Here is a 25,772-nt window from a genome sequence, read left to right as displayed (position 1 = left end):
ATATAATTAAGGGGTGGAAGTAATGAGTACTTTAGAATCTCGATATTCCGTACAAGTATTTGCTACAGCTGGTGATACAATTGCACCAGGTAAAGTGGTTGGATTAAATTATACGATAGAGCAAGGAAAAGTAATCCTATCTTGGGACGCATTAAAAGTGAACGCTGATGGATCTGTTCTTGATGACTTACAAGGTTATCGTATTTTTAGAAAGAAAACAGCAGGAGCTACGTTTGCATTAGTTGGATCAGTTGGTGCATCAGCAACTACATACACTGATAGTGGTATGAAAGATGGTGCAAGTTATATTTATGCTGTTGCTGCATTTGATGATGAAGCATTACCACAAGAAGGTGAAAAATCAGCTGAATTAGAAGTAAAAACAATTCCTTCTATTCCAGTTGGCGTCACTGCTACAGCATTTGATGGTAAGATTCGAATTGACTGGCAATCAGTTAAAAATGAATCTGATGCAGAGCTTAATGAAAATCTTGCTGGTTATAACATTTATCGCTCTACAAAAGATGGCGTGGAATATTCTAAAATTGGTGCAACAGGAGCTACTGAGGCAACGTTTGAAGATACAACTGTTGAAAATAATACGAAGTATTACTACGTTATCACATCTTATGATAATACACTGTAAAATAAAAAAAGGCATACCTATGTGGTATGTCCTTTTTTATGTTATACTGTTCTTACATTTAAGGTTTGTAATGCCTTTCAAGGACAGGAGGGTGTTTTTTATTTATATAATTCAACACGAAGACATATGGATTGAGAGCACAGAACCAATCAGTTGGACTCAGAAATATAACAAGACCCTGAACTATAGTAATTTAACTATAAATAAGGATACATATAATGATTTTCAACCAACATATTTACAGTTTTATTTAGATTCAGAAGTTCCCATTCAATCCATTACTATGAAAATAAAATTTGCGAATCGACTTACAAAAGCACAGGTAAAGCATTGCAAAGCTTGTAGATACGATGAAAAGAGAAAAGAATGGGATGTAGTTAAACACACTATTGATCAAAAAGAAAAGACTATTAATCTTTCTGTGCAATCAATAGGGGTTTATTGTATTTTTGTGAATCATTACTGGTATTCAAGCTTTACTCAAAGACTTGCAGAGGAATACCCGTTATGGAGTAAAGTTAGACAAGATAATGAAAGTACCGGTCAACAGTTCTTAAATTTCTTTGGTATTGAGTTAGAAGAAGTTCAAGATTATTTAGACTGGATTCAAGAACAAAAATATATTCATACCGCTGATATTCATACTTTAGACTGGATTCAGTTATATAAGATTCCTCAGATCAAGCCTAGTGATAACGTGAGGTTGTTTAAAAAGAATAATCTTATTGAAGTGCCTATTTTAGAAACATTAAAAGAATTCTTTTATAATGATAAAAATCAAGGTGCAATTATTGATTATAGTGAGATGAAACTATATACAGTACAAAAATATGGTGAAATAATTATTAAAACAAAACATGAACAAGGTCATGTGGAGGTTGTTATTACACCTATTGATTATCATATTTGGAATGTATTTGATGAATTTGGCCTGCTATTAGGTGTTCAAAGGATGCATCTAGAAAGAAACGCAGACTTTAAGGAAAGAATTTTAGATGTATTTAGGTATCCAGCAGGTTCACACGATATAGGGTTAACAAATGGAATTGCAAGAGAATTGAATTTCATTCAAAGAAAAGATCGTTCTAACAAAAAATTAATTTGGAAAGATGATTCTAAAGATTTCTTTTTGAAGAATAAATCAGGAAAGTATATAGATACTCGTACATTACGTGTAGATAATCAACCATTAACAGATAAACAATTTTATGTAGATGAGCATTTAAACGTAAGAATATATGCCATGAAAACCGGTAGGTCACATGAAATTAGTTTCATCTATGGGATTAAAAAATACCAATTATACGATAAAAATAAAGGAGATGTTCATAAAATTCTATTTCAATCAGATGGACAGGCAACCCCTACGTTGCTGAATTGGGTAGAGTATATTAATACGGTAGCTCCAGTAATGTGGAATCATTTCAAATGGGATGAAGGGTACTGGGATACCATTGATAAAAAACTCACAGGATTGGGGTATGTACCAAATATGTGGGATTCTAATATCGACATATGGAAAGATTATCAATTGGACTCTAATATATAAAGGGGGTTTAGGAGTGTCAAAAGCAAAATATAAAAGAAATGCCATACATTCAGGTATTGGAGATAATGATGATCTATTTACAAAAAGCCCTCAGAAAGAAGATGTTGTAGAAGATTTTCAATACGCTGCTCGTTTACGTGGGAAGAAAAAACACGAGACAATGATTTACCCAGAAATTCCTTTTGAATATGGAATTAGCTATGACGGGAGATTGTTAGAGAAATATAACGAAAAACCTTATCAGTTTGAAGTAAACGCACATCCTGAAAAGACTCTTGCTTACGAAATCGAAGAAACAAAAGAGTTACCGGTAAAAAGACTATGGGAAGCGAAAGCTTGTTTTGAAGCCGAAGTTTGGCGATTAAACATGCAGTACTCCTTTAACTGGAAAGGTCATACAGGTATTCGAGATAAGCGAACAGCTGAATATGCTGTTGATTGGAAAGGCATGTACAAACTCGAAGATTATGGAGATGTAAAAGACTTATTTACATCTGATAAAGGTATTTATATTGGATACAATGACAATCAAACAACTTGGCATCTGTCTGGTGATGGGAGTTATGTATTAGATGGTCTAAATCGTCCATTTTTCTCAGGTGTCATTTCAAGAAACATGATGTCATGGAATGCATATGAAACAGAATTTGATTTCAAATGTATTAAGAATGATGGCGCAGGCATTTTCGGACAAACATTAAGATATGACTGGAGTACAGGGGGATTTTTTAGTTCCCCTTGTTGGGATGATGATGTTGTTGGACTAATCTTCCAAGCTAAAGATCCTAAGAACTTTTATATGATGCTTTGGGAAGCAGAAGAACGTATACATATGTCTTCTCGTGCTGCAAATGACTTAGATGGTATTGATATTTTCAATGATAAAGATACCTATATAGATAGGTCTGTTATTAAAGGAAACAATAGCTGGTCCCATTATTGTGATAACATGGGATGGGGGAAACAGCACAAACGTATCTATAAAGTAACAAACGGTGTTATGCGAAGAGTATGGATAGATGATTTAAGCAACGGATTTGGTTGGACTATGTTTAATATGCATGGTATTAAAATTAAAACCAATGGTAGTAATGTGCAAATATTTGTTAGGCAAAACAGAGGAGCATCTTATGTAAAATGCTATGATTTTAATACTGAATGGGGACACGGTAGTTTTGGGATGCTTAACGTGTCACAAGCTGTTGAATTCCATGGTGTTAAAGTTACAGAATACAAGATTATTGAGGGACGTATTCCTGAGTCTGGATGGTATACAACTGACGAACCAAATAAAAGGATAGCAGATGTAGCAGCATGGTATGTAGATAATGATGCTGGATTCAGGCGAAAGTGTGACGCAGCCAATGTAAGGTATGGCGATGTAGATATCTTTTATATAAATGGATACACACGAGTTGCTGAAAATGGAACAATAGATGTTGCAGGCAGGAATGGGCCAATCACAGTACACGCTAAAGACTACACTACATGGAAAGACTATAGTGGTAGATTTCCTCAGAACTACAGTGAATACTTTGAGTTCAATGGGATAGGTGATCAAATCCTTGCAAATAATGCACAGGATTATGTTAGCGAAAAGATGAACCTACCAGGATTTATTATGGATGATATAAGTGGACAGGTAGTAGACCCTAAAACAGGGACGCTAATCATTACAGGGAAAACTGGACAAATTATAGCCCGAAATAACAATCCACCTGATGCAGGTAAAAAATATGCAAAATGCTACGTACGATGTGGAATAGTAGAAGTCACCCCTGATCATAGAGATTTCAATACAGCTCTAGTTGTGTTTGACGATATTAAAAAAGTATTTAGGGATGACTACAATGAGTTCTTTAATCGAGAGGACTACATTAACAAAAAAGAAAAATATGAATTAGTTAAGCCAGTTAAGAAACCTAAACCTGTTCCGCCAGATGTGGAGCCTGAAGAATCAGATGGTGGATGTAGAATTGATGATCCAGTAGTTAAACCACCTGATGAAATTATTGATGAATGTTGGGATGATTTTGATTTCGATGGAATCAGATTAGTCATGTGGAGCTGTACGTTCCCAATTGAAAAATTGAAGAAGACTTTTGAAGAAAAAGTATTTGCATATAACGGATGGGTAACATTTAATCCGCTAGCTTCCTTTAAGCCAAACAAGTGGACTTACTATAAAATGACACCAATTGAAGCTACAATAAACCCTAAGTACGATAAAGTGAAATGGGCAAACAGAGATGATTTCGATAGGATTCCAGTAGGGACAAAAGTCATTGCAAAAACAACAGAATGGTATAAAGCTATTTTCCCGGCAGATATAAAAAACTCTGGCATTATAACAAGTGATAAAGATTTGATTTCACATATACCACCATGTCCTGAACATTTTTATCATCCCATTGATAAAGAAGACAGAATGCCTGATACTTTTGAAGTTATTCACTTTTTACTAGATGCATTTTCAAATAGCGCTGATGTTGTAATGTGGTATGAAAGCAATCCAACATTAACAACAGAATCAGCAGATAAACGACCAGAATCTCTTGCACAAGAGGGGAAATCTGGCATGCCAATTGTATTAACATCTAATGAGAATGATAATATCGTTATTCATTGTAAGGAGAATCCACGTTGGGTTCCTTGGTCTTCTGGTAAGTATATTGGATATGGAAAAGTAAATGGAAAGCGTCCGTTCTTTGGAGATGGATCAGGGAAAGCTGATATGGTGAATGTATCTACAGAAGTTGTATTTTTCCCTGACAATTTAGACATGGAGACATTAAAAGGTCCGTTTATTGACATATACGACAAAGATTTTCCTAATAATCCTAGAGTGAAATATAAGCTGAATCCAAAGGGAACAAAGGTAGATTTCTTTTCAAATCATACTGATGCATACAACTGGTATACAGATTGGTACTCCAATTGGGTGGAATCGAAAGAAACCCTACAAGCTAATATGAGTGATATCACTGTTGTAGAAAATCCATTAGAGCTGAATCCGTATGATTCTAATGTTGCAAAGGATTATGATCCTGATAATACATTCATAGAGCGAATTGAAGTAACAAGTAATAATGAGTTTATAAAGGTTTGGATTGAAGAGAAGAAAGGGAAAGAAGATGGCTTATTTGGTTCGTATTACAGATTCCCATTAACTTCACAAACCTATGAACAAAAGTGGCAAGTGCAAGGTGATTATCAAGAATGGACACAATCCTATGAAATTAAATCATATATGGATAAAATCGAAATTCCAGTTCAAGCAAGTGGGGCATTTAAAATACTTTATGTAAAAGTAGGTAATACCCTTATCTCACAAGATAAGAATAATGGATGGACATTAGAAGATGATGTTGTAATACTACACGGCAGCGGAATACGTCCTGGCACGATTAATATCAAATATGCAACAGGGTCTATACATAATGTGTTCCAGATTAACGAATTGGGTAGCTATAAAGAAATCTATTTGAACGGGATTCTATTAGATAATAAAAAGTATGAAATAAAAGACCATACTCTTACGATTAATAAAGATATATTAAATCTATATGATTGGGTTCATTTTCAGTCATATCATATTGATGAGCTTCATGATCCTACTAAGCGTAATTATCTGGGAGAGAAAAAGTATAATCAATTAGATTTTCAAGAAGATATTCCAACCAAGAAAGAAAATCCAAATTACAATGATCCATTCTACGAAGGCTCTTTATGTTTTAACTGGGGATATCGTTCACCAAAGAAACTTCATGCAGATGAGTCCTTTAGCGCTATGTCTATGTTTTTGCCTGAAGATATTCAATTTGATGTAGATGTAGACATGGAAGTCGTGTATCCAGTTGGAAATGCAGTTGATATATCAAACTTTACAGGTGAATGGAAACAATGGGATCAACATCCCGATAAAGTATTTGATACAAAGGGAAATCATATAGATGGACCTGGTGACTGGCATGGTCCACCTGAAAAAGGATATGATAAAGTAATCAATTTAATTAACCAAGGATATTATTCTGGTTGGTATAACCCAAAGCATGTGGAATTAAAAGATTATGCCTTTTCATTTAAAGTAGAATCCAGAACATTATGGGATGATGACCTTTATGGATGTGTATTTAGATTTGATCCTCAAACATGCTCAGGCTATTCCTTTGAATGGGACTCAGGTGGTGCAGGAGTCAATGGTATGGCTATTTATAAGTTAACTTGTAAAAATCCAGATCAAGTAGGAAAAGGACACTTGAATTTTAGTAAAATACGATTAGTACACGACCCAGAATGGTGGGATCCAGATGGCTCAGATAATAAGCCGATTCCTAATCGTAAGTTTTATACTCATGATGTGAAAATTAGCGTAATCGGAAATAAGTTTCAGGTTTATGTTGACGGTAAATTAAAACTTGAAGCTATTGATAAAGAAGACACTTATAAGTCAGGCGCATGGGGACCAATTACGTACTCAAATCCAGACACATATTTTTGGAACTTTTGGTTGCAGACTTATAAAAGGGTGACACCAAAAGAGCGCCCTGGATTTAGAAAACATCTTCAATTCACTAAAAAGCGTAAGCTAATTGAAGGAGAAGAAGCTTTCTATGAACTTGAGTTAGATGAAGAAGTCATGAAAGAGAAATTCGAAAAAGAATATTTAAGCTTCTGTCAGTCAGTAAAATTAGAACCACGGTTTGTTGTATCTATGGAATACTTTATAAGAAATGATGAAAGTGATTACGAAGTTTACTTTAAGGAGTTCCAAAAGATTAGAGTTTTAGAATTGTCTCCATCTATTCTGGAAGTAAACCCTCTCGGTCATACATCTATCCAAGAAGCTGTTAAAAGATATGGCAACTTTGATATATCAAAAAGCATCGAGATAGTGCAAGACGTGTACCAAAACTGGAATAAATATAAGGTGGAAGATTTTGATGTACTTACATTTACTCCTGCAGATTGTAATGCAGGTACAGATTTTGCAGATGACATGATGGATTTTGTACGCAAGTTTAAAGCAGCATCTAATAAAGTAATCATATTTAGTCATGATACGATATCTGGTAATATTAAAAATACAATTAAATTACTTGAAGAGTTCGGGTTTAAGAAGGCTAATTCTGAGCCATATACACGGGGTGATAAAATTACATTGATTGACCCGTCATTCAATTATCCGTACCCACTTACAGGGACAATTGACGTAAGTGTGAGTCACTGGAACCAATGTTTGAATGGGATACCTATCTATAAGTTTGCGCATGAAAATCGACCATGGTTAAGTTATGTTGATAACGTATATTACTCAGAAGCTGGGGATAGCACGTATTATTGTGATGGACGTTTTAGACAACAATTGAGTGATAATGAAATGAAAATATGGGTTAACTTAATGTGTAGAATTGCGCAATGGAAGCCATCTGAAAAACCTAAGATGACTGCATATGGTCAATCAAAATTATTTGCAACAGTGAGGGGACAGAATCCACCTATCCCTGATCCGAATCAAAATAAATATCCTTCTAAGAATGAGCCAACGGTTCCAGTGCTTCAGCCGCCAAAAGAGTCAGATCCAAATGACGGATTTACTGTAAGCTGGAATGGATATATTTATGCACCACAAACAGGGTACTATCGTTTTAAAGTGCAAGTAAACGACGGATTTAGATTATGGATTGCTGATAAATTGCTTATTAATGAATGGCATATTACTTCAGCTGAAGATTTCTTCCCTTCTTATGAAGCTTCTGTATATATGGAAGGTGGTAAATGGTATCCAATTAGGGCGAATTTCTTTGATAACGTAGGACAAGCCGTTATTCGTTTGCACTGGTCTAGACCGGGTAAAGATTTCGAACGCATCCATCCTAAATACTTAACACCTTATCTTGGATACAAGCTATTTGCTCAAGTAAAAAAAGCTAGGCCGCTGCCTTGGCATCTGCTTGTGCACAATGGATATTATTATCATCAAGAGAGGGAGCATTACTTGTATGCAGAGAAAAAAGAATATATAGTAACTCCTGATAAAAACAATAGTATTATGATTCAGCCAAGGCCACAGCAAGGTTGTCCAATCATCGTGCAGGATAATCAAGGTAATACTTTGAGGAAGGTAACATTTTATGATGATAACTGGAATTTAACGTTAGAAAATAAAGAGGTCTTTCATGGAAATGGATATGCAAAATATTATTTAAACTACAAAGGCATTGATAAAGAAACGTTAAAGGTTTATCTAAATGGAAGTCTTATTGAAGCGAATGATTTGATTTTTCATGAGGAAGTTTCAGCTATTGAATTTATGAAAGAAATTAATGTAACTGATATAATAGAAGTGCGTTACATTTTATTATATAGCTACATTCTTGATATAAATGCAAATTTAGAAACCGATTCAGCTCAAATTATTTTACACAATAACTATGAAGAAAATAAGATGAAAAATATGAGAGTCATTTATGAGTCAGCAAAAGAGACGCCTTTCTATCGTGCGAAAGAAATTGTTTTAAATCCTTTATTAACTCATAACCACACTGGATTCTTATATCTATCTGAAACAGGAGAGCAAGATGCAAAAACAATACAAGCTCACTTATCAGATAAAATAATCTCTAATTCAGGGAAGGAGAAGGTTCTTGTAACTGTTAGTATTTTAGACAAATACAATAACCCTTGCCCGAATAAAATAGTGAAAATTTATCGAGACGATAAGCCAATAGATGCAGAGTTTATTACGAATGAAGCAGGTGAGGTATATATTTACGATACACCAGCTCCACCAAAAGGCTTGATTAGTATATACCGTATAGAATGCAATGATCTGCGAAAAGAATTGCTATTAAACTATTATGCAGAAAATAAAAAAGAAAGACTCTATATCGATATAGTTGCTCCTAAATTGGCTATCTTATCAGGTGTAGACGACTATTCGACTATTAAAATGACACTAAGAGATTCTAGTTGGAATCCTGTTATGAAAGATAAAAAAATGAATGTTGAATATAGAGATACACATGGGAATGCACGTAAAAAAGAAGTTATAACAAATGATTTTGGACAAGCTGAATTCATATTAAGTGGTTTAAAAGAAAAGCATGGTGAAATTATGATTAAAGTCTCATATGATATGGGTTTTGAGCAAGCAGCGAGCTATGTATATATAAAAGTCATTGGGGGATAAATTCCCCTTTGGCTTTTTCTCATATAAAAGGAGGTTCTTTCATGTCTCTTGAAAGAGAAAAACAGGGGTTAGATTTGCATGATTATAAAAGCAAACTCTCTAATAATACCTATTCTATGCGTTTAGGAAAAGAAGTGCCAGAAGGTGATGTTAATCTAGCTTATATTCATGTGCCAAAGGTACAGATTGAAGAAAATTTATCATTAATTGATACTTCATATACAGCCGATAACGTAATCACAAAAGATCAACTGGAATCAATTGTGGTTGCGAATGAAGCAGGGGAATTGGAATACGTTGATATTGTTAATGAGGATGAAATAAAACCTCGGCCACCTAAAGGAGTATTTCCAAGTGATAAAATTAATGTTACTCGGAAATTCAAAAAGAACGAGTATAAGACTGAAAGTGCTCTTTATTATAAATTCGAAATAGATTTTCATTATGACAGTAAAACCGCTATCGCAAATGAAAAAGGTGTATTTAAAAAAGAAAAATATACAGGGCAGCAAATAGAATTAACGGATGAGAATGGAAACCTGTTAGATGATTCGTATAAGTATGATATTTATGTGATTCCTCATAAGGAAAATCCAAGAATTTATAGTATACAAGTCTATCTTCATAAGAACACAGACAAAAATAATACCATTAAAATTCGCTATAATCACATAGATAAGATCGTAAAAGATTCCAGCATACAAGCTGTAGAAAAAAGCATAGAGTTTTATACAGATAAAAATAATGAAATTCAAGTAGATAAATTATCTAGACAAATGCTTGAAGGTGGCAAGTTGCGAATTATCAATGGTATAAGTGCATTTGATCAAAAAACTGAAGAAGAAGTTCGCCAAGCGTCCATAGATAACCCAGATAAAGAAATTTTTGCGGTAGTCTCTCATAGTAATGGGGAAGGTCATAAAGTGATTGTCGCTCAAAGATCTGAATCAGACCCTCGAACACCTAAAATATTTTCACATCGAATTGTTGCGAAATATAAAAATGACGATGGAAAAGAAATGCAAGTCAGTGTCGGACACATCACAGATTGGGTAATGAATTACGATGCATTGCTTACAAATGAAAAAGAAGAATACACTGGTGAGTGGAAGAACATCGGCTTGGCTCTAGATGGTGGGAAAATAAATGCAAAAGATATGATTGAACTATCTTTACCAATGGGTACACCAAGTGTTCCAATGGATGCCAAATATTTCATCGAAGACGGAAAAGGGAATCTTCTATATAACGTAACAACCATTGTAGATAATAATGAAATTGAAAGCCAAATCAACGAGGTTATGTCGCATGCTGCAGAAGCAAAAGTAAAGCAATTGAATGTGAAACCCTGGAAAAATGCACTTCAAGATAATGTGAAGATTAAAGATGAATCAATCCTCCATCGCTGTACTATTATCCCAGAGCGTCAAAAGACAAAATGGGGATTTACATGGGAAGCAAACGGACAAGGCTTTACGGAAAAGAAGATGGATTATAAAACAAACTGGCAAGTATGTGCAGATGTTGCGTTTAAAAAAGAAAGAGAAACTAAAGTATTAGATGTACTAGATAAAAACAAATGGTCTACGATAGGAATTTCTAATGATTTAAGTAAATGGCAGTACTCCTATATTGCATCTATGAAAAAGAATGTAATTCAGTATTTAGAAAACCAAAATGATGTTTGTGGATTCTACCAAAGAAATGAAATGATTAACGGTAAAACCATTAATCTGATGGAGAAAACAGATTATCAATTTTCTGTAAAAGTAAAAATGGATGATTCCATTGATGATGATTGTATTGGACTTATGTTTCGTGTACAAGATGCACAAAACTATTACATGTTTGTTTGGGAAAAAGATGAAAAATCAACAGCAGAGAAAACCTATACGAAAGAACATGGGAAAGATGTTGCTGGTAAAATACAACCATGTGATCGTGCTATTCTTGACGAATACGGCTTTACTATGAAAACTTTTAGTCCAGTTAATAATAATATGTGGAACACCACTAACAGTAGGGAAGCTTATTTAAGTAGTGGATTTGGAAGAAGTCATAAACGAATTCTAAAAGCTTTACCAAGTGTTTTGCCACCATCTCCAAATCAAGATTCATGGAATAGTGGAAGCAGGTATCCTACAGATAAAACGAACTGTTCATTTAAGGATATAACAAATATGACTGAATCGTATGCCAGTAAGGGCTGGGAGCATGGAAAAGATTATAAGTTAACCGTAGTTGTAACTGGTGATTGGTTCCGTATTTTCATTTCTGATAACCCCGAATCAGACGAGCTAGGACAATTAGTTTGCCAAGCGAAAGATAATACGCATCAAAAAGGCTCATATGGTATTTTTTCTGCTTCTCAGAGAAATACACTATGGTATGATTTTAAAATGGCTGACGTGATTGTAGATACAGTTTGCACAGAGAAAAAAGATATCTTATTAACAGATACGAAGGATAAAAAGCTTTCTAATTATGCAGTAGAGGACTTGATGGCTGCATCCATTAAAAGTAAAGCTAAACAACTAGGCGATGCAACTTATGAGGTCTTCACATATTACGGGAAATCCGATGGTGAATTTACTATTAGCATAGACCCTAGGACACACTTCGTTTATGGGCGTTCCAATGATCCTATTACAGGTAATGTGGTCAGATCAAAGTGGACAACTAAACAAAATGGTCTAACCATAAAAGGAACAGGCTTTATAGAATATCATGCAGATGGACATTATACAATTTCCACTGTTCCAAGTGTGCTCCCTACTGAGCAGATACCATCAACTGTAAAAGACTTCACATGGAATGAACCAGTTCTATTAACTGGAGAGAATGTTTCTATCCAATTAGAGCATCCAAACAAATTAAAGGTTATACCAAAAGTTCCTCCAATACGAGTAATAGGAAAACCCTATACATTAGAGGATAATGAGATATTAAAAGCAGATGGTCTGAAAAGCATTATAGAGATATTTGGTGACATAGGAGTTTATCAGTTTCTTGAAATACCTAAAGATATTCCATTAGATGAAATCTGTTTGCGAATTGAACGTGGAAAAGTGAACGGAATATCAGCTGATGGGACTGCTTCCGTAGAGAATGCAGAGTATCGAGTTAATTACAGGTTTAGATGTACTAAAAATGGATTTATTCGATTACCGGTGGATCAGTTTCAAGATCAAATAGGTGTCAATCGCCTTCGATTAAAAAGCATATTAACTGATAAAGGTGAGCTAAATTCTTCTATTCATGTGGATGTAGTAGCTTGGACTACTTTTCAACAATTATCAGCAGTCCCTTTATTCGCTATTAAAGTAGAAGAGCAAAGAAAAATTGAAATTGAAAAGCCTAGGATTGAGCAACAAAATATAGAACAAGAAAATTGGTATATTCGAGTTAAAAGTGGAAGGTTTTTAAAGAGATTGCGATTGCCTTATCATGAGTTAAATTCAATAGAAAGACCACCTGAGATATACATTTCGTATCCGCAGCTATTGGGAATGGTTAAATCGCCAAATGATATCGTAGAGGTTGATTTGGAATACAGCCTTCCAGAATATACGAATCAAGAATTCTATAATAATGCTACTATACTGGTAGATAAAGAACGGCCTATGATATTAAATGAGTATTCCATACAAACAAGGTATACTCCTATTTTATTAAGCTCACCAAAAAATACTAGTTATCTAGAAGTATATTCAATTAGAGGAAATAATAAACGAAATCTCCGAGTAGCTGATGTGGATGCAATGAAGGGAATTGTTTATTTATTAGATCGTATAGGTGAGCAAGATGAAGTATATATAAAATACGCATACAAAGAAGAATGGTATACATATCGAGGGTTCGAAAAGAATGAATCGTTTTTCCATTTAGATTTAAATCCAACACCAGGTCATCGTCACACAGTAGCTGAAAATGGTTTCCATAGATGGATTCCTATTGAAAGTGATACAGAGCCATTTAAAGTAAAGAAAGAAGGAACTAGCAATCTAGAATTACTAGTAAAACAAATTCATGTGTACATATGCCCTTCTGCAGTTAGATTAGTTGATTTAGCTAACCCTAGTTTGCATGGCAAATTTGTAACAGGGTCAGTTCGTAAGAAGGTACTTTTCCATACAGATGAAGAGTTTTGGTTTAATCAAAAAGACCAGAAATATAATCCAACCTTGCTTCGATTAGGAAAAGCAATGCTACAGTCCAATAGCACATCAAAAGACAACATAACCATTCTTGATACAAGAACAAAGGGTGGAGGACTGGATGAATCTTTATCAAGGGAAATTATTAAACAAGTTAATAAAGAGTCACTATACCATTGGGACATTGGCTACTTTGATGGAGAAGCTTACCAAGAGAATGGGGTTATAATTATTAGGCTTCCAAAAAGTATATTGAAATCAGAGGATAATCCTAATGGATTTATTGAATCCGAAATACAAGAAGCCGTAGCCAAACATAAAGCTTATGGTACATTGCCTGTTATTGAATTTTATAATGAATTCAAGCAGGAAGATGATTATAATATTCTTCCAAATCATGAGTTCTTATATAATCAGCATATAGGATATTATAATAGCTCTATAAGTAAAGGTTCGTTTGAAGTAATTAATGCATTCTTAGGAACAGGGGATAATTATGCTTTACGTATCAATAATGATGCTGAGTATGGCATTACTTTACCTGGTCACTTAATCAATCATAGTACATATGGAATTGAGATTAAAGCTATAAAAGAGCAAATGGCAACAAAGCGTAGTTTAGGTCAGTTAGAGATATCCTATGATGATGGGACGAAAGAAACAATTGAGTTAGCGCAAATCAATCAGCCTCAATGGATGGTTTACAAACAATCAATAAAAGTAAAGTCTAGCGTACATAAGATTGATATCATCTTAAATAAATCTAAAGACATCCGAAAAGGATCGCTTCTTATTGATTACGTTAAACTAAATGCAATGCCAGTGATATCAGAAATATCTACAGAAATATATGAAATCTAGTGGTTAATGTAATGCATTTCATGATAAAATATTGAAAGGGAGGTATTAAAATGCCTATATATAATTCGAAAGATTTAATACCATTTGTAAATATACTTGAAAAACAGATAGATGAAATGAATCAAAATTTGAGCGATTGGAATAGAGAGAAGTATAAAATTCTAAACTTGCCTTCTAAGTTAGATACTGCTTCAACCAATGCATTATCAGCATTAATTCGTGCAGATGAAGCTTTAACAGAAATATCTACTGCTTGTTTTGAAAGTACCGCTAATCGGGGAAAACGTCTAGAAGATACACTAAACCAATTGAAAAATGAGGTTTATAAAATAGCATCCAGTATTGGTGAGAAAGGGGATACCAGTGGTGGTGAGCTGACAAAAGGAGTATTCTTTGAAGAACTCAATAATGCTATTGCTTCTGTGGATGTAAATATAGATGACGGATTGAAGTTAGATTATAGATTACGTCAATTACAAGAGATGGCACTTGCAAATGTAGAGAAAATTAATAAAGAATTGTTTATACCACATAAGTACAATATTGATATAGAAGCTGAAAGTTTTAGTATCATAAAGTCAAATGGCATATCTTTTATTGATGGTGATGTGAGTGTATTAACCTCTGATGGCATGCCCGCTCGTGATGAATATAATCGTTTTGTACAAGGTACTATCACAGAAAAGGGTATCGTAACACTATCTACAACAGCGCAAAAAGGATGGGTATTATATTTTCCGGTGAGAATGCAATTTAAAGATATCCCTGAAGATTTCTTATATATTTTTATTCAGCAAATGGTTCAGAAGAATAGCAAAGTTACACAAATTTTATTTGATTTAGAAGAAATCGTAAAGTCAGTCCAAGAAGATATGCAATCCATGAAGGGGGCAAACTGGACAGCTGATTTTTCTATTATGAGAAACCATCAAGATGTAGTTAAAGAAGGAATTACACCAAAAGGTTTACAAGTTCAAGTGCAAGATGGAATGGCTAATGTTACTTTTTCATATGCAGATCATCCTCATTTAAGCCATTTTATTTTAGAGAAATGGGACGAAAATAAAAAATCCTATATTCCATTCGATGGAAAGCAAGGTATCGTGAGTAAATAGACAGCTTCGGCTGTCTTGTTTACTTTATAACCCAGAGAAAGGACATAACATATGACTAAGTTTTTAGATGATTTCTTAATTACAATGCCTACAACTCAAAGAAAAAAGTTAATAGAGTTACTAGAACTTCAGCAAAAAGAAGGTAAAATAAAAACAAATTATGAGATGCAGGCTGAATTAGAGAAATTATTAACAGAATTAGATGGGAAAAATAACGGCCCTACTTTTCAAGCTAGAATGCAATCAAAACAGACGAATTCTAAATCGTATAATGAAAATATGGAGGAAATTGCTTTTGATTTGGCTACATTATTTGAAGCGTCATCTACAATAGATAGGTTTATAGATGATAACAAACAGCTTTCAAAATCTCTATTAGCAACTATTAGAAAAAATGTATACGCATTACAAACAAAAGTAAATCGTTACAAGTTAATTATGAAAAATACAGATGGCTTTGTTGATGGAATCCATGAGCAATTTAAGGCACCAGAGTATATAGAAACTAATGAAACAGTATTACAAAGTCTAAGAAAAGATCGTTTCGATAAATATTTAGACTCCACATTTCTTGCTGAAAATGTAGGTGATGCTTTACAGTTAGCTGGAGTAGAAACCATTGACCAGTTAAGAACGAACTATGGCCGTAAGCTTGCTCATATAAACGTTCTAAATAGAACAGGGTATCCTAGTGAAAATCCTAATCATACAATTGACCAAGCTATAGATGGCTCGCTAAATACATATTGGGCAGAAAGTATTTTAGTGGATCAACCAATTAAACAAAATATCAACGACTTATGGAAAAATGACTATCAAGAAGTTCCCAAGGATGGGGCGTTATGTGAGTTGGAGATAACTTTGAATGGCGTTACTACTGTCTCAGATATTCATTTTGAACCATTTTGTGCATATCCATTAGAGATTGTTAGCATCTATGGTTATGAAACAGAAGATATGAACGGAAAAATGTACGAATTAATTTCTCTGAATCATATCAACCCTATGCAGCGAAACAAAAAGTCAGTAAACCTTATGACATTTCAGTTTCCATCTGTTGATGTATCTAAAATTAAAATACTACTACGACAAGAAAACTATGTAAGTGAGAATTTTATTGTCAACAAAGATGAAGAACAAAACATGCAGCTATGGAGAAAATTATCATCTTCAGAACAATTGATCCCAGATTACAAAAATCCTAATGAAACCATTGCGGAATTTGATAAAAAGAATGAGATTACTGGTTGGTCTGTTTATTTAGAGAAATTAAAAGAATGGGCTCTTAGTGTCAATGAAAGTGGAGTACTAGAAAGTGCTAAGCGTGCAATGGAAGCTATAAGGATGGGTGACTATAAAAACCCAATGCTCTTGAAGTTGCAAGCATTATCAAAAGATAAAGATAACGCTATTAATAATGATGAGGAATTAAAGAAAAGCTGGAAAGCAGTTAATAAGATTTCATATCTATATGGTGCATACAATATATCAATCTTTGGACGTAAGTACAAAAACCATTCAATAATGGTAACCGAGCCGCTTCCCTTATCTAGTAACGCAAATAAGATAGGACTAAGCACGGTTGAAAAGCATCATCATCTTGAAATAGATAATGCAGTAGCTGATCCAATTACAAAAGAGCTCGGAAGCATAAATACAGCTCAAATTACAGATATAGAATACTATATAACGTATAAGAAAAATCCTAATGCATCGGATTGGATTCCAATTTTGCCAAATGATAAAAAATACGTATATGGCGAACTGTTATCTGGAGATATGATACAAGGAGATTATCCAGAATTCAAAGGACACTCTTTAATTCAATATAGTTTTAGATTCCCAATCGTATCAAATAAGACAGTCGTGTTAAGGAGAAATGGAGTGCCTATGGATCCGCAGACATATATTATCTCAAACGATGGGAAGAAGATAGGAATCTTTAGTAAGTACTACTCTGCATCTAGTATTTATACTGTCGATTATAAGCCAACAGATGAAGCGTATGTAGTTGTATTAGATTATGAAAATAACATTACACCAACCCAGTATATAGATGTAAATGGAGATACAGGAGAAAGTTTTGAATCAGCGGATTTCAATAATGCAATTGAGCTGAAGCATAGCCCTTATTTATTTAGAAATTCTCTTTTTAAATACAATGAAAAGGAAAATCGCTATGCTCAAAACGAAAATAAAACACCTGAATTCCCTATCATTGTTCGTGTAAATGGTGAAGAATTTAAAAACATAACAAATCATGCTACAAACACATACGACACTGAAAGACTCACTGAAAACGAAGGAAAGACCTTTGCGCAAATAGGGAAAACAATTGTTTTCGGTAAACCTATTGATGGAGCGAAAATTGAAAACATTACTGTTGATTATTACTACGTGACAACTGATATTAGATTAAAAGCAATCCTGCGTCGAAATAGCATGGAAGATGAGTCAGTTACGCCAGCTTTATATAGTTACAGTATTAAGTGTCAATCATACGATCAGGAGGTTTAATATGAGTAAGCCAATCAAAAATAACTCTCAGATGCTATATTTGCAAGCTCGTCAATTGTTTGAACGAGCAAAGCAAAAATTTGAAGATAACTCTATTCAGTCAGAGCCAAAGCTGATTGCATCTGTATTTAATTCATTTCAAGAATTCTTTACTTCTGTAGGGAAACCAAATATGGTGCCTCGTTTTGCTCCAGAAGGTGGCCCTCCTTGGAGTGAAGATTTTAATCAAATGATGATAGAAATTAAACAAGATCTTGAGCTATTGTTTCAGGAGATGGATATCATAGGGCGATCATTGTATACAGATTTTAATCACAATACTGTGCAGCATGAAATTCTTAATAATCAATATGAAAACATTTTTGATAAAATGAGGGATTTAGAAATCTATGCAGAGAAAAGTGAAGATGATATCAAATTTGGCAGAGATGACTTTTTAAATAAAGAAAAGATAGACTATAGCCGTATCGTAGGAAAGCCATTAGAAATAGTAAATGGGGCTGTAACATTGCCTCAAAAGAGTAGAGAAAATGTCGCTCTAGATTCTAGTGTTACTATTATTGCCGGTAATCGTAAGCAAGATAAGTTTATTATTGGCACTGAATCAAATGGATTTCCAGGTAACAATACAGAAATACATAGTGTTACGGATGATATTCTAACAAATAAGAATTATATTCCTACTTTCTTAGGAGAAGAAAACAATCATAGTGATTATTCAGCTGTCTTAGATGGCTCGCCTAACACATGGTTTGAATATGAAAAAGTAAATGTCCGAGAGCATGATAAAGTGCGTGTGGCAAAAAACTTAGGCTGGAATTATCAAGTGCATGGCAATCAAACCATACAATGGGCTGAGGATGCAGATAATGGCAGCTTAAAACTACATATGCAAATTATATTAAAAGAGGAAAAAGTTATTAATGAAATCAATTTGAATATGTATACTCCTTCTAATTATGGAGCAAAGACAGCTGTTATTAAAAATATTTTAGTATCTGATGGGAAGAATCAGCCGAAGTCAGTCCTACCTAAAGACAAAAAGGAAAATCAATATCAGTTTCATTTTGCACCAGTAAAAGCAAAAGTAATCTCGATCCTATTTGAGCAATCTCATAAATACATTACAGATATAGGTCATATCTTTTATGAGAAGAAAACACAATCAGAAGATAAGTCTGAATACGCAATGGATATGGCTACTAAAAAATATAAATATGCACCTCGTGTAGAAGGCCCATTGATTTCTCTTGAAGATTTAGGTATAGAAGTAAAAGTAAATGAGAGTAGTGTAGAAGCGAACTATCCTCTATTGGGTGAAACGAATATTAAAGCAACAAGTATTGGTGAAACAATCAATCGCCTTATGAATAGTATTGATTTAGATACTATAGATATGGGAGTAGAAAAATTTGAAGGATTCAGATGGTGCATAGGAATTAGGGATATAGAGATATGGTCATGTGAGTATGAAGAAGAAGGAGAGCTAGTTACGTTTCCATTTTTCTTTGATAAAGCACTAGATAAAATATCTTTAAATGTAAATCAGAATATCCCACAAATGTTCTCTGAAAATCCTGAGTTATCTTATGAATGGTTAAAGTATTTTATCTCTATAGATGATGGAACTACATGGCACCCTATAACACCGCTGCAGCATCAAGTGCTTTCTGATGAACAGCCACCAAAGATATATACAGTCCGAACTGTAGAAAGTTCCAAGCAAAAATTAGAACAAAAAGATGCTTATTTAGAATCAGAATATCCTGTTTATAGCTTGCGACTAAAGGTGTTAGGACGTAGACCAAATGATTACACTGTAGAAGGATTCATGCTTAAAGACTATGCTTCAGCACCACAATCAGCAAATTCATTCTTGCAAGCCAGTCCTATACTAACAGGGTATAATTTTAATTTACAAACTATAAGTACGGTTTCAAATAGTTACGAGAGTGAAAAGAGTTATAAAAAAGCAAATACAATAGCTCCTGATATTATTTATAAAGAAACTCCCGATGATCCAATTACCGAAACTATTGAACCATCAAATCTAAAGATTAGTATTCTTAATAAATCAGCTCAATGGTGTGATGATAAGGATTTAACACTGAAATGCAAAGCAATAAGTAACAATAGTTTATCAAAAGCTGAATTATATATTGGACCGAAGAAAAAAGAAACCAAAACCATTTCAGGAGCAGAATCAAATTTTGAATTTACGATACCAGCGCTTATGCTTCCTAAAGGAACTACAACCATTTCAGTGAGAGCATACGACCAAAAAGGTATGGCATTTGATGTATGCATATTTGAAGTTGTAACTTGTGACAATATGCCAGAAGAAGATAAGCCAGTTGAACCGGATAAGACAAAGGGTATGTCAATTATCTTAGATAAATATCCAATAACACTATGTGAAAATGATCAACTTATCTTCTATGGAAGTGTTCAGGCCTCATCCTCCATACGTAGCATTAGTTATACTATAAACGGCATATTATTTGAACCTGAAGAAGCGGTATTGCAAGCAATGAATACTAGTAATTCAAAGGTAGATCTTATGGAAATAGAGGATTTCGGGGAATGGTTAGATGCTTTTGAAGAACAAGAAGGATGTGGCTGTAAAAACAAAAAGAAACAACCAGTTTCTATACAAGAAATGCCAGCGATCAGTATCATGGGCATTAATGAATCTAGCATATACGTAAAAGTCCCTTATCAGAAACTTACTGATTTAGGTATTAAAAAAGGTGACGCTGTAACAGTTAGCATAACTGCATATGATACTCAAAACTTATCTATTAACAAAAGCTTTTCATTTGTAGTGGAAGACTGCCGTAGACCAGATACAAATCATGAAGGCAAAAAGAGAGTTCGAGATTGCTATAAATTAGAGGACATTACTCTTTATTATTATCTTTATAACGACAATGGCTCTCATGAGATTAAAATGATACATATTCCAGCGTCTACGCTGCCTTTAACATTTTTAGATAATGGGGCAGGTGCAAAGCTTGCAATAGGATGGAGTAAGCAATTTAGTGGCCCTGTACTAATGTTAGCAGCAGGAAATGATGAATCAAAACAAGCTTTTCAAATCCATGCTATTAGTTTGCTCTATTCGGATTATTATGATGACCCACATGTGATTTGGCCAGTAGGCATAGGAAAGACACATGGGCAAGTTTCAAACATAGAAAAAATCCTAGTAGGAAGCGACAAGAATGATGCAGATTGGTTCCCTCAAACAATCCAGGGTGATTTTTCTTCTGCTCCAAGTCTAGGGGAAAAAGGGAGTTATGTAATACCGGTTTTTGAAAATGATTGGATTGATCATGCTTGTGATACAATGAGTGATTTTAACCCTGATACATTTACTTATCAGCCATCTGGAAATATTTATTCATGTAATTTAGTAACTCATATTTTAGTTCAGTATTACAATGATGTAACGAATAAACTTGAAGTAAGGAAAATATCCTTAACTGCCTATGCATCCAATTATAAATTTACCACTAAAAACGGAGAAGTCGTCGTAAAAGTGGGATGGGAAAAATTCTTTAAGAGCCCTGCGATTCAAATTACCAGTGGCACAGGCAAAGATAATGTTCTAATAACAGCATTAGGTGTGCTCTATAGAGATAGGACAGGTGTAGAGCAAACTAGATGGTCACAAGGAATTCAATATAAGTCAGCTGGAGTAAGCTATCCAGAGCATTCAATAGGGGCTTTGAAATCAGTAAATAATCTTTTATGGCTCCATAATGGTACTGTGGATTACAGTAAAGCACCTTATGTGGGTGGGAAAGATGATGTCATTGTATATCGATTGGACGAAGATTTTATTAAATCGATATGTCCTTCTCAAAACTTTATTGAAACTGGCATTTCTTCAAATGGTCCGGAGATTCAATTTAAAGATGCTCCAAAGGATTTATGTGGAAATAAATATCTAACTCAAGAAGAGAATCCTAATATTAAAGATAGCCTATTTGAAAGCTTAAACGTATATATATCAGACACTTTAGGAATAAAGTCATTTAGTTGTTCTTTAAAAATAAATGGTAAACTTATAAAAGACCCTGAAGTAATAGCGCTGCAAAATAAAAAAGAATTTACTCATAATCTTTCATTAGACACAACTTTACTTGATCCTGGTGATACTTTCTCAATTAGTGTAACTGCAACAAATGAAAGTGGTATTAGTTCTACAAAGGAGCTCAAGCTGATAGCTGTTAATTGTAAAAAAGAAACGCCTGTAGATGTTAATATTGAAGGGAATTCAGATAATATAAAACTTGATTTTTCAAATGTTCCATATTCATTATGCGCAAATAAAGAAAATAATGTTGAAAAGCCTATTCATGTAATCACAGTTAATGTGAAAAGTATTAATAATATTGTTAATGTCTTTTCTGTTGTTAAGATTAATGGTAAAGAGATTTTTAATAATACTGAAAAAATCAATAACCAAAGATATGTATCGAAAACAATTCCTGTTGATACAAATTTAATTAGTAAAAATAATCTAGTAGTTGTTAAGTTTGGTGTCATAGATGAAAATGGAGAAGTAAAAACTGATTCACTTTCATTAATAGGGAATGACTGTACAAAAGGTCCGCTTAGATTTACGACTGCAAGTGCTTATAATACTAGTGACGATAAGACGCGTGCTCGTGGCAAGAATTGCTTTGGTAGCTCATTTGTTAGTGACTTTAAATTTTCTGTGAAAGATGATTTCCATAAGATTAAAAAATTAGTTGTAGAATCAGGGGAATTCAAAAAGGAATATGAATTTACAGGGGAAAAAGATACAGAAGATGTGTACCCGAGAATCCCTATGTTTAAACATAAACTTTTCCCTAGAAAATTAACAGGAAACGCCACAGCTAATGAGATAGGTAAAATTGACATAGTGTTATCTATTAATACTTATGAAAAACTAGAAGATCTATGGTTCCATAATATGAAACAAAATGTAAAAATCCTAATTCAAAACTTAATAGATGCAAAAGTGGATGCTAGAGTTGCAATAATCTCTACAGGTCTAAACCCTGATGGAAAACCTGCTTTCTATCAAGAATTTACTCCTGTGAATGAAATCGATTTATCTAAGGTAATGTCTTTCGAAAGACTCAAAGGCCTTAATAGGAAAGAATTTAATGTCGAATGGAATCAGTTTACTGACCCTACTTTTGGGTTATTTACATTTAACAATAAATACAGACATGATGCAGTAAAACATGCCATTGTTTTTACTTCACTAAATATGTATCCGATGCCTAGTAGACCTGAAAATATCATTCCAACTTTAAAAGAGAATAACATAATCACTAGCATAGAGTACTGGCATAATTCAAATTATCCTACTCATTATAACTATGAGTTTTATACAATTACAAAAGAAACTGGTGGTCTTAATTTTGAAGCTTCTGCAGATTGGATGTTTGACATTTGGTTTAAAAAAGGCGGCGGAATAACAAAGCGAGAAACGTATACTGAGGATACATTCCAATTAACGAAGGCAACTGTTTACAATACAAATGGTGATCGTGTAGAAACTAATCTTTTAGTAAACTATACAGATTGCAGAAGACCAGACTAAGAAAAGGTGATTACATGAGTATAAAAAAGATACAAATCACAAGAAAAGTAGAAGAAATTATAAAAGGATATCTGTTTCGTGGCAGATATCCTACTTTTGAGACTATTACACATCAGTTTGCACAATGGTTGCGAGAGCATAGACCTGGAACACCATCGTTTAATCCAGTAAAGGTATTTCGAAAAGAAAAGTCAGATGCTGATAAATATAATAATCATGTGTCACAGATACACCAAGATATAACAGATGCCTATGATGCTACTATTAATCAAACGACACAAATTATGACTGATTTTAACTTAATAGAAACAGAGAGAAACAAACTAAGTCATGAACTGGCTAATATCTCTAAGTCTATAGATGAATTGCTATTAGTATCTAATAACAGTGATTATAAGTACTTTGAGAGCTATGTGGTTACCTTTGAGAATGCTAGTGATGTGAATAAGGCAAATAGTACTATATTTGTAGATATTCAGAATAAAGAGGTAACCTTGTCTGAGAATATCGGAAAAGGGAAAAGAATTATTATTGATCCAAACAAAGCGTATTTCCAAACACTACAGCCATCCCAGAAGAATGAAGCATTGGAAAGCATTACACATGCATTTGACGATAATATTAATACAGCTTGGTGGCATGTTGTTAAAACAAAAGAGTTAAGTGCAAGTAATGTCATGCGAGCTGAATTGACTGTCATGTTTGATGAAGTAGAAGAGCTGAATTATATTGAATACATTCCACATCACGGAAAGCCAATTAATATCAAGCTAGAATACACAAATGATGGAGCAGCGTTCTCTCCTATTTATCAGCAAGCACAAACAGATAAAATTACTGGTATTAAAATATGGAGCTTCCAAAAAATTAATGCACAAGGTGTAAAATTTGTATTCGAAAAAAGTGACTATGATGAAAGGTCTGGTGACTTTTATAATTACTATTTTGGAGCAAAGACAATTGGTATGTATAAGAAGGACTACCTAAGTGAAGGTGTTTTATATACAAATCCAATTCCATTCAAAGATACAATTCAGCAAGTATCTATTATGACAAAAGAGGATGTTCCTTTTAATACAGAGCTAAAGTATGAGATTGCTTTGCATGATCCTGCGAAGAGTTTGGAGGAACTAATTTGGCATCCAGTATCATCTTCAGATGATACACAACCTAAATTCGCCAAGGTAGTAACTCTTAATACAAAAGAGACTAAGCAAATTGAAACGAGCAAATGTGAGCCAACAAGAGAGGTCATTAATGGTATGCAAGTGTTCCGACTTATGAAAGATAATGGCGATGGCATAATTTCAGAACAAATTCTTAATACGCAAACAGGCTCAACACAAGAAACGTTTGATGAGCTGGAAAACCCTAAGTTATTTAGGGGGATTAATCAATGGAAAAGAGAGAGGACTTATATCCCGTTCAATGGTCAAATTCCTCTTAATAGTATTTGGGATCAGCAGTATCAAAACCGTCCTGAAATAATTCGTGTAGATTACATACCAAAAGGAAATATCTTATCCCTCAGAAGAGACGGTGGAGGGTTTGATGATAACTTCTACAGATATAGTATTTGTGTATTTGCAGATGAATCAAGAAATGAGCCATTAAGTTTATCTGTAATGTCTATGCTAGGGACCGGCTCAAGAAAACGATTAGGCTCCTATTCTGTATATGTAAATCGTCAACGATTAGCACCTGTAAATGATGAAGTAACAATGAAATTTGAAAAGGGATGGAATGAAATTCAAATTTTATATCATTGGGGAGATATGCAAGATAGAGTAGATACAAGAAGAGAAGAGTTGCCACTTGAAACAATCATAGGCAAATTTAATTTCGCAAAAGAAAAAAGAGTCCGTGGTGATCTTGAATCTATGCAGTTTGTAGAGTCTCATACTTTATTTCATAATATATCTCCTAATAATCGTAGTTATTTTGCTATTCATGAAAGACAAGTTGTTTTAAATTATTTACCGAAGAATTGTATCTTCCAATTAATTTATGAAACGAATAAAAATATTGAAAAGCACAATGAAATGATTTTACGTGCAAATTTACGCAGGGATGCAAATGTACCTTATGTAACTCCAAAAATATATAGCATTCAATTGCGTGCTAAATGAG

At 33.7% G+C, this 25,772-nt stretch carries 8 protein-coding genes; all 8 read left to right on the top strand.

Annotated elements, in window-relative coordinates; translation table 11 throughout:
- Window positions 1–22: 22 nt before the first annotated feature.
- The gene (locus tag MR160_RS03790; protein ID WP_012614845.1) at window positions 23–646 is read left to right on the top strand and encodes a fibronectin type III domain protein; all 624 of its coding nucleotides are present in this window, start codon (window positions 23–25) and stop codon (window positions 644–646) included.
- A 91-nt stretch (window positions 647–737) separates the two neighbouring features.
- Window positions 738–2,195, top strand: coding sequence for a low copy number virion structural protein (locus tag MR160_RS03785; protein WP_242297064.1), 1,458 nt, complete (start codon window positions 738–740; stop codon window positions 2,193–2,195).
- 13 nt (window positions 2,196–2,208) lie between these two features.
- Complete coding sequence (locus MR160_RS03780; RefSeq protein ID WP_242297063.1) at window positions 2,209–9,387, top strand: PA14 domain-containing protein; 7,179 nt, start codon at window positions 2,209–2,211, stop codon at window positions 9,385–9,387.
- 41 nt (window positions 9,388–9,428) lie between these two features.
- On the top strand, window positions 9,429–14,405 hold the full coding sequence (locus tag MR160_RS03775) for a hypothetical protein (RefSeq protein WP_242297062.1): 4,977 nt from the start codon (window positions 9,429–9,431) through the stop codon (window positions 14,403–14,405).
- Between the two features lie 50 nt (window positions 14,406–14,455).
- Window positions 14,456–15,520, top strand: coding sequence for a hypothetical protein (locus MR160_RS03770; protein ID WP_001123435.1), 1,065 nt, complete (start codon window positions 14,456–14,458; stop codon window positions 15,518–15,520).
- A gap of 51 nt (window positions 15,521–15,571) precedes the next feature.
- Window positions 15,572–18,037, top strand: coding sequence for a hypothetical protein (locus tag MR160_RS03765; protein ID WP_000159992.1), 2,466 nt, complete (start codon window positions 15,572–15,574; stop codon window positions 18,035–18,037).
- A 1-nt stretch (window position 18,038) separates the two neighbouring features.
- The gene (locus MR160_RS03760) at window positions 18,039–23,642 is read left to right on the top strand and encodes a vWA domain-containing protein (RefSeq protein WP_242297061.1); all 5,604 of its coding nucleotides are present in this window, start codon (window positions 18,039–18,041) and stop codon (window positions 23,640–23,642) included.
- Window positions 23,643–23,656: 14 nt separating this feature from the next.
- Complete coding sequence (locus MR160_RS03755; protein ID WP_000023357.1) at window positions 23,657–25,771, top strand: hypothetical protein; 2,115 nt, start codon at window positions 23,657–23,659, stop codon at window positions 25,769–25,771.
- Window position 25,772 lies beyond the last annotated feature (1 nt).

It is taken from the genome of Bacillus cereus group sp. BfR-BA-01382, from assembly GCF_022663475.1.
In the GTDB taxonomy this organism is placed as follows: Bacteria; Bacillota; Bacilli; order Bacillales; family Bacillaceae_G; genus Bacillus_A; species Bacillus_A thuringiensis_S.
The sequence above is the reverse complement of the archived record's forward strand: the minus strand, read 5'-3'. Positions and strand labels throughout refer to the sequence as shown.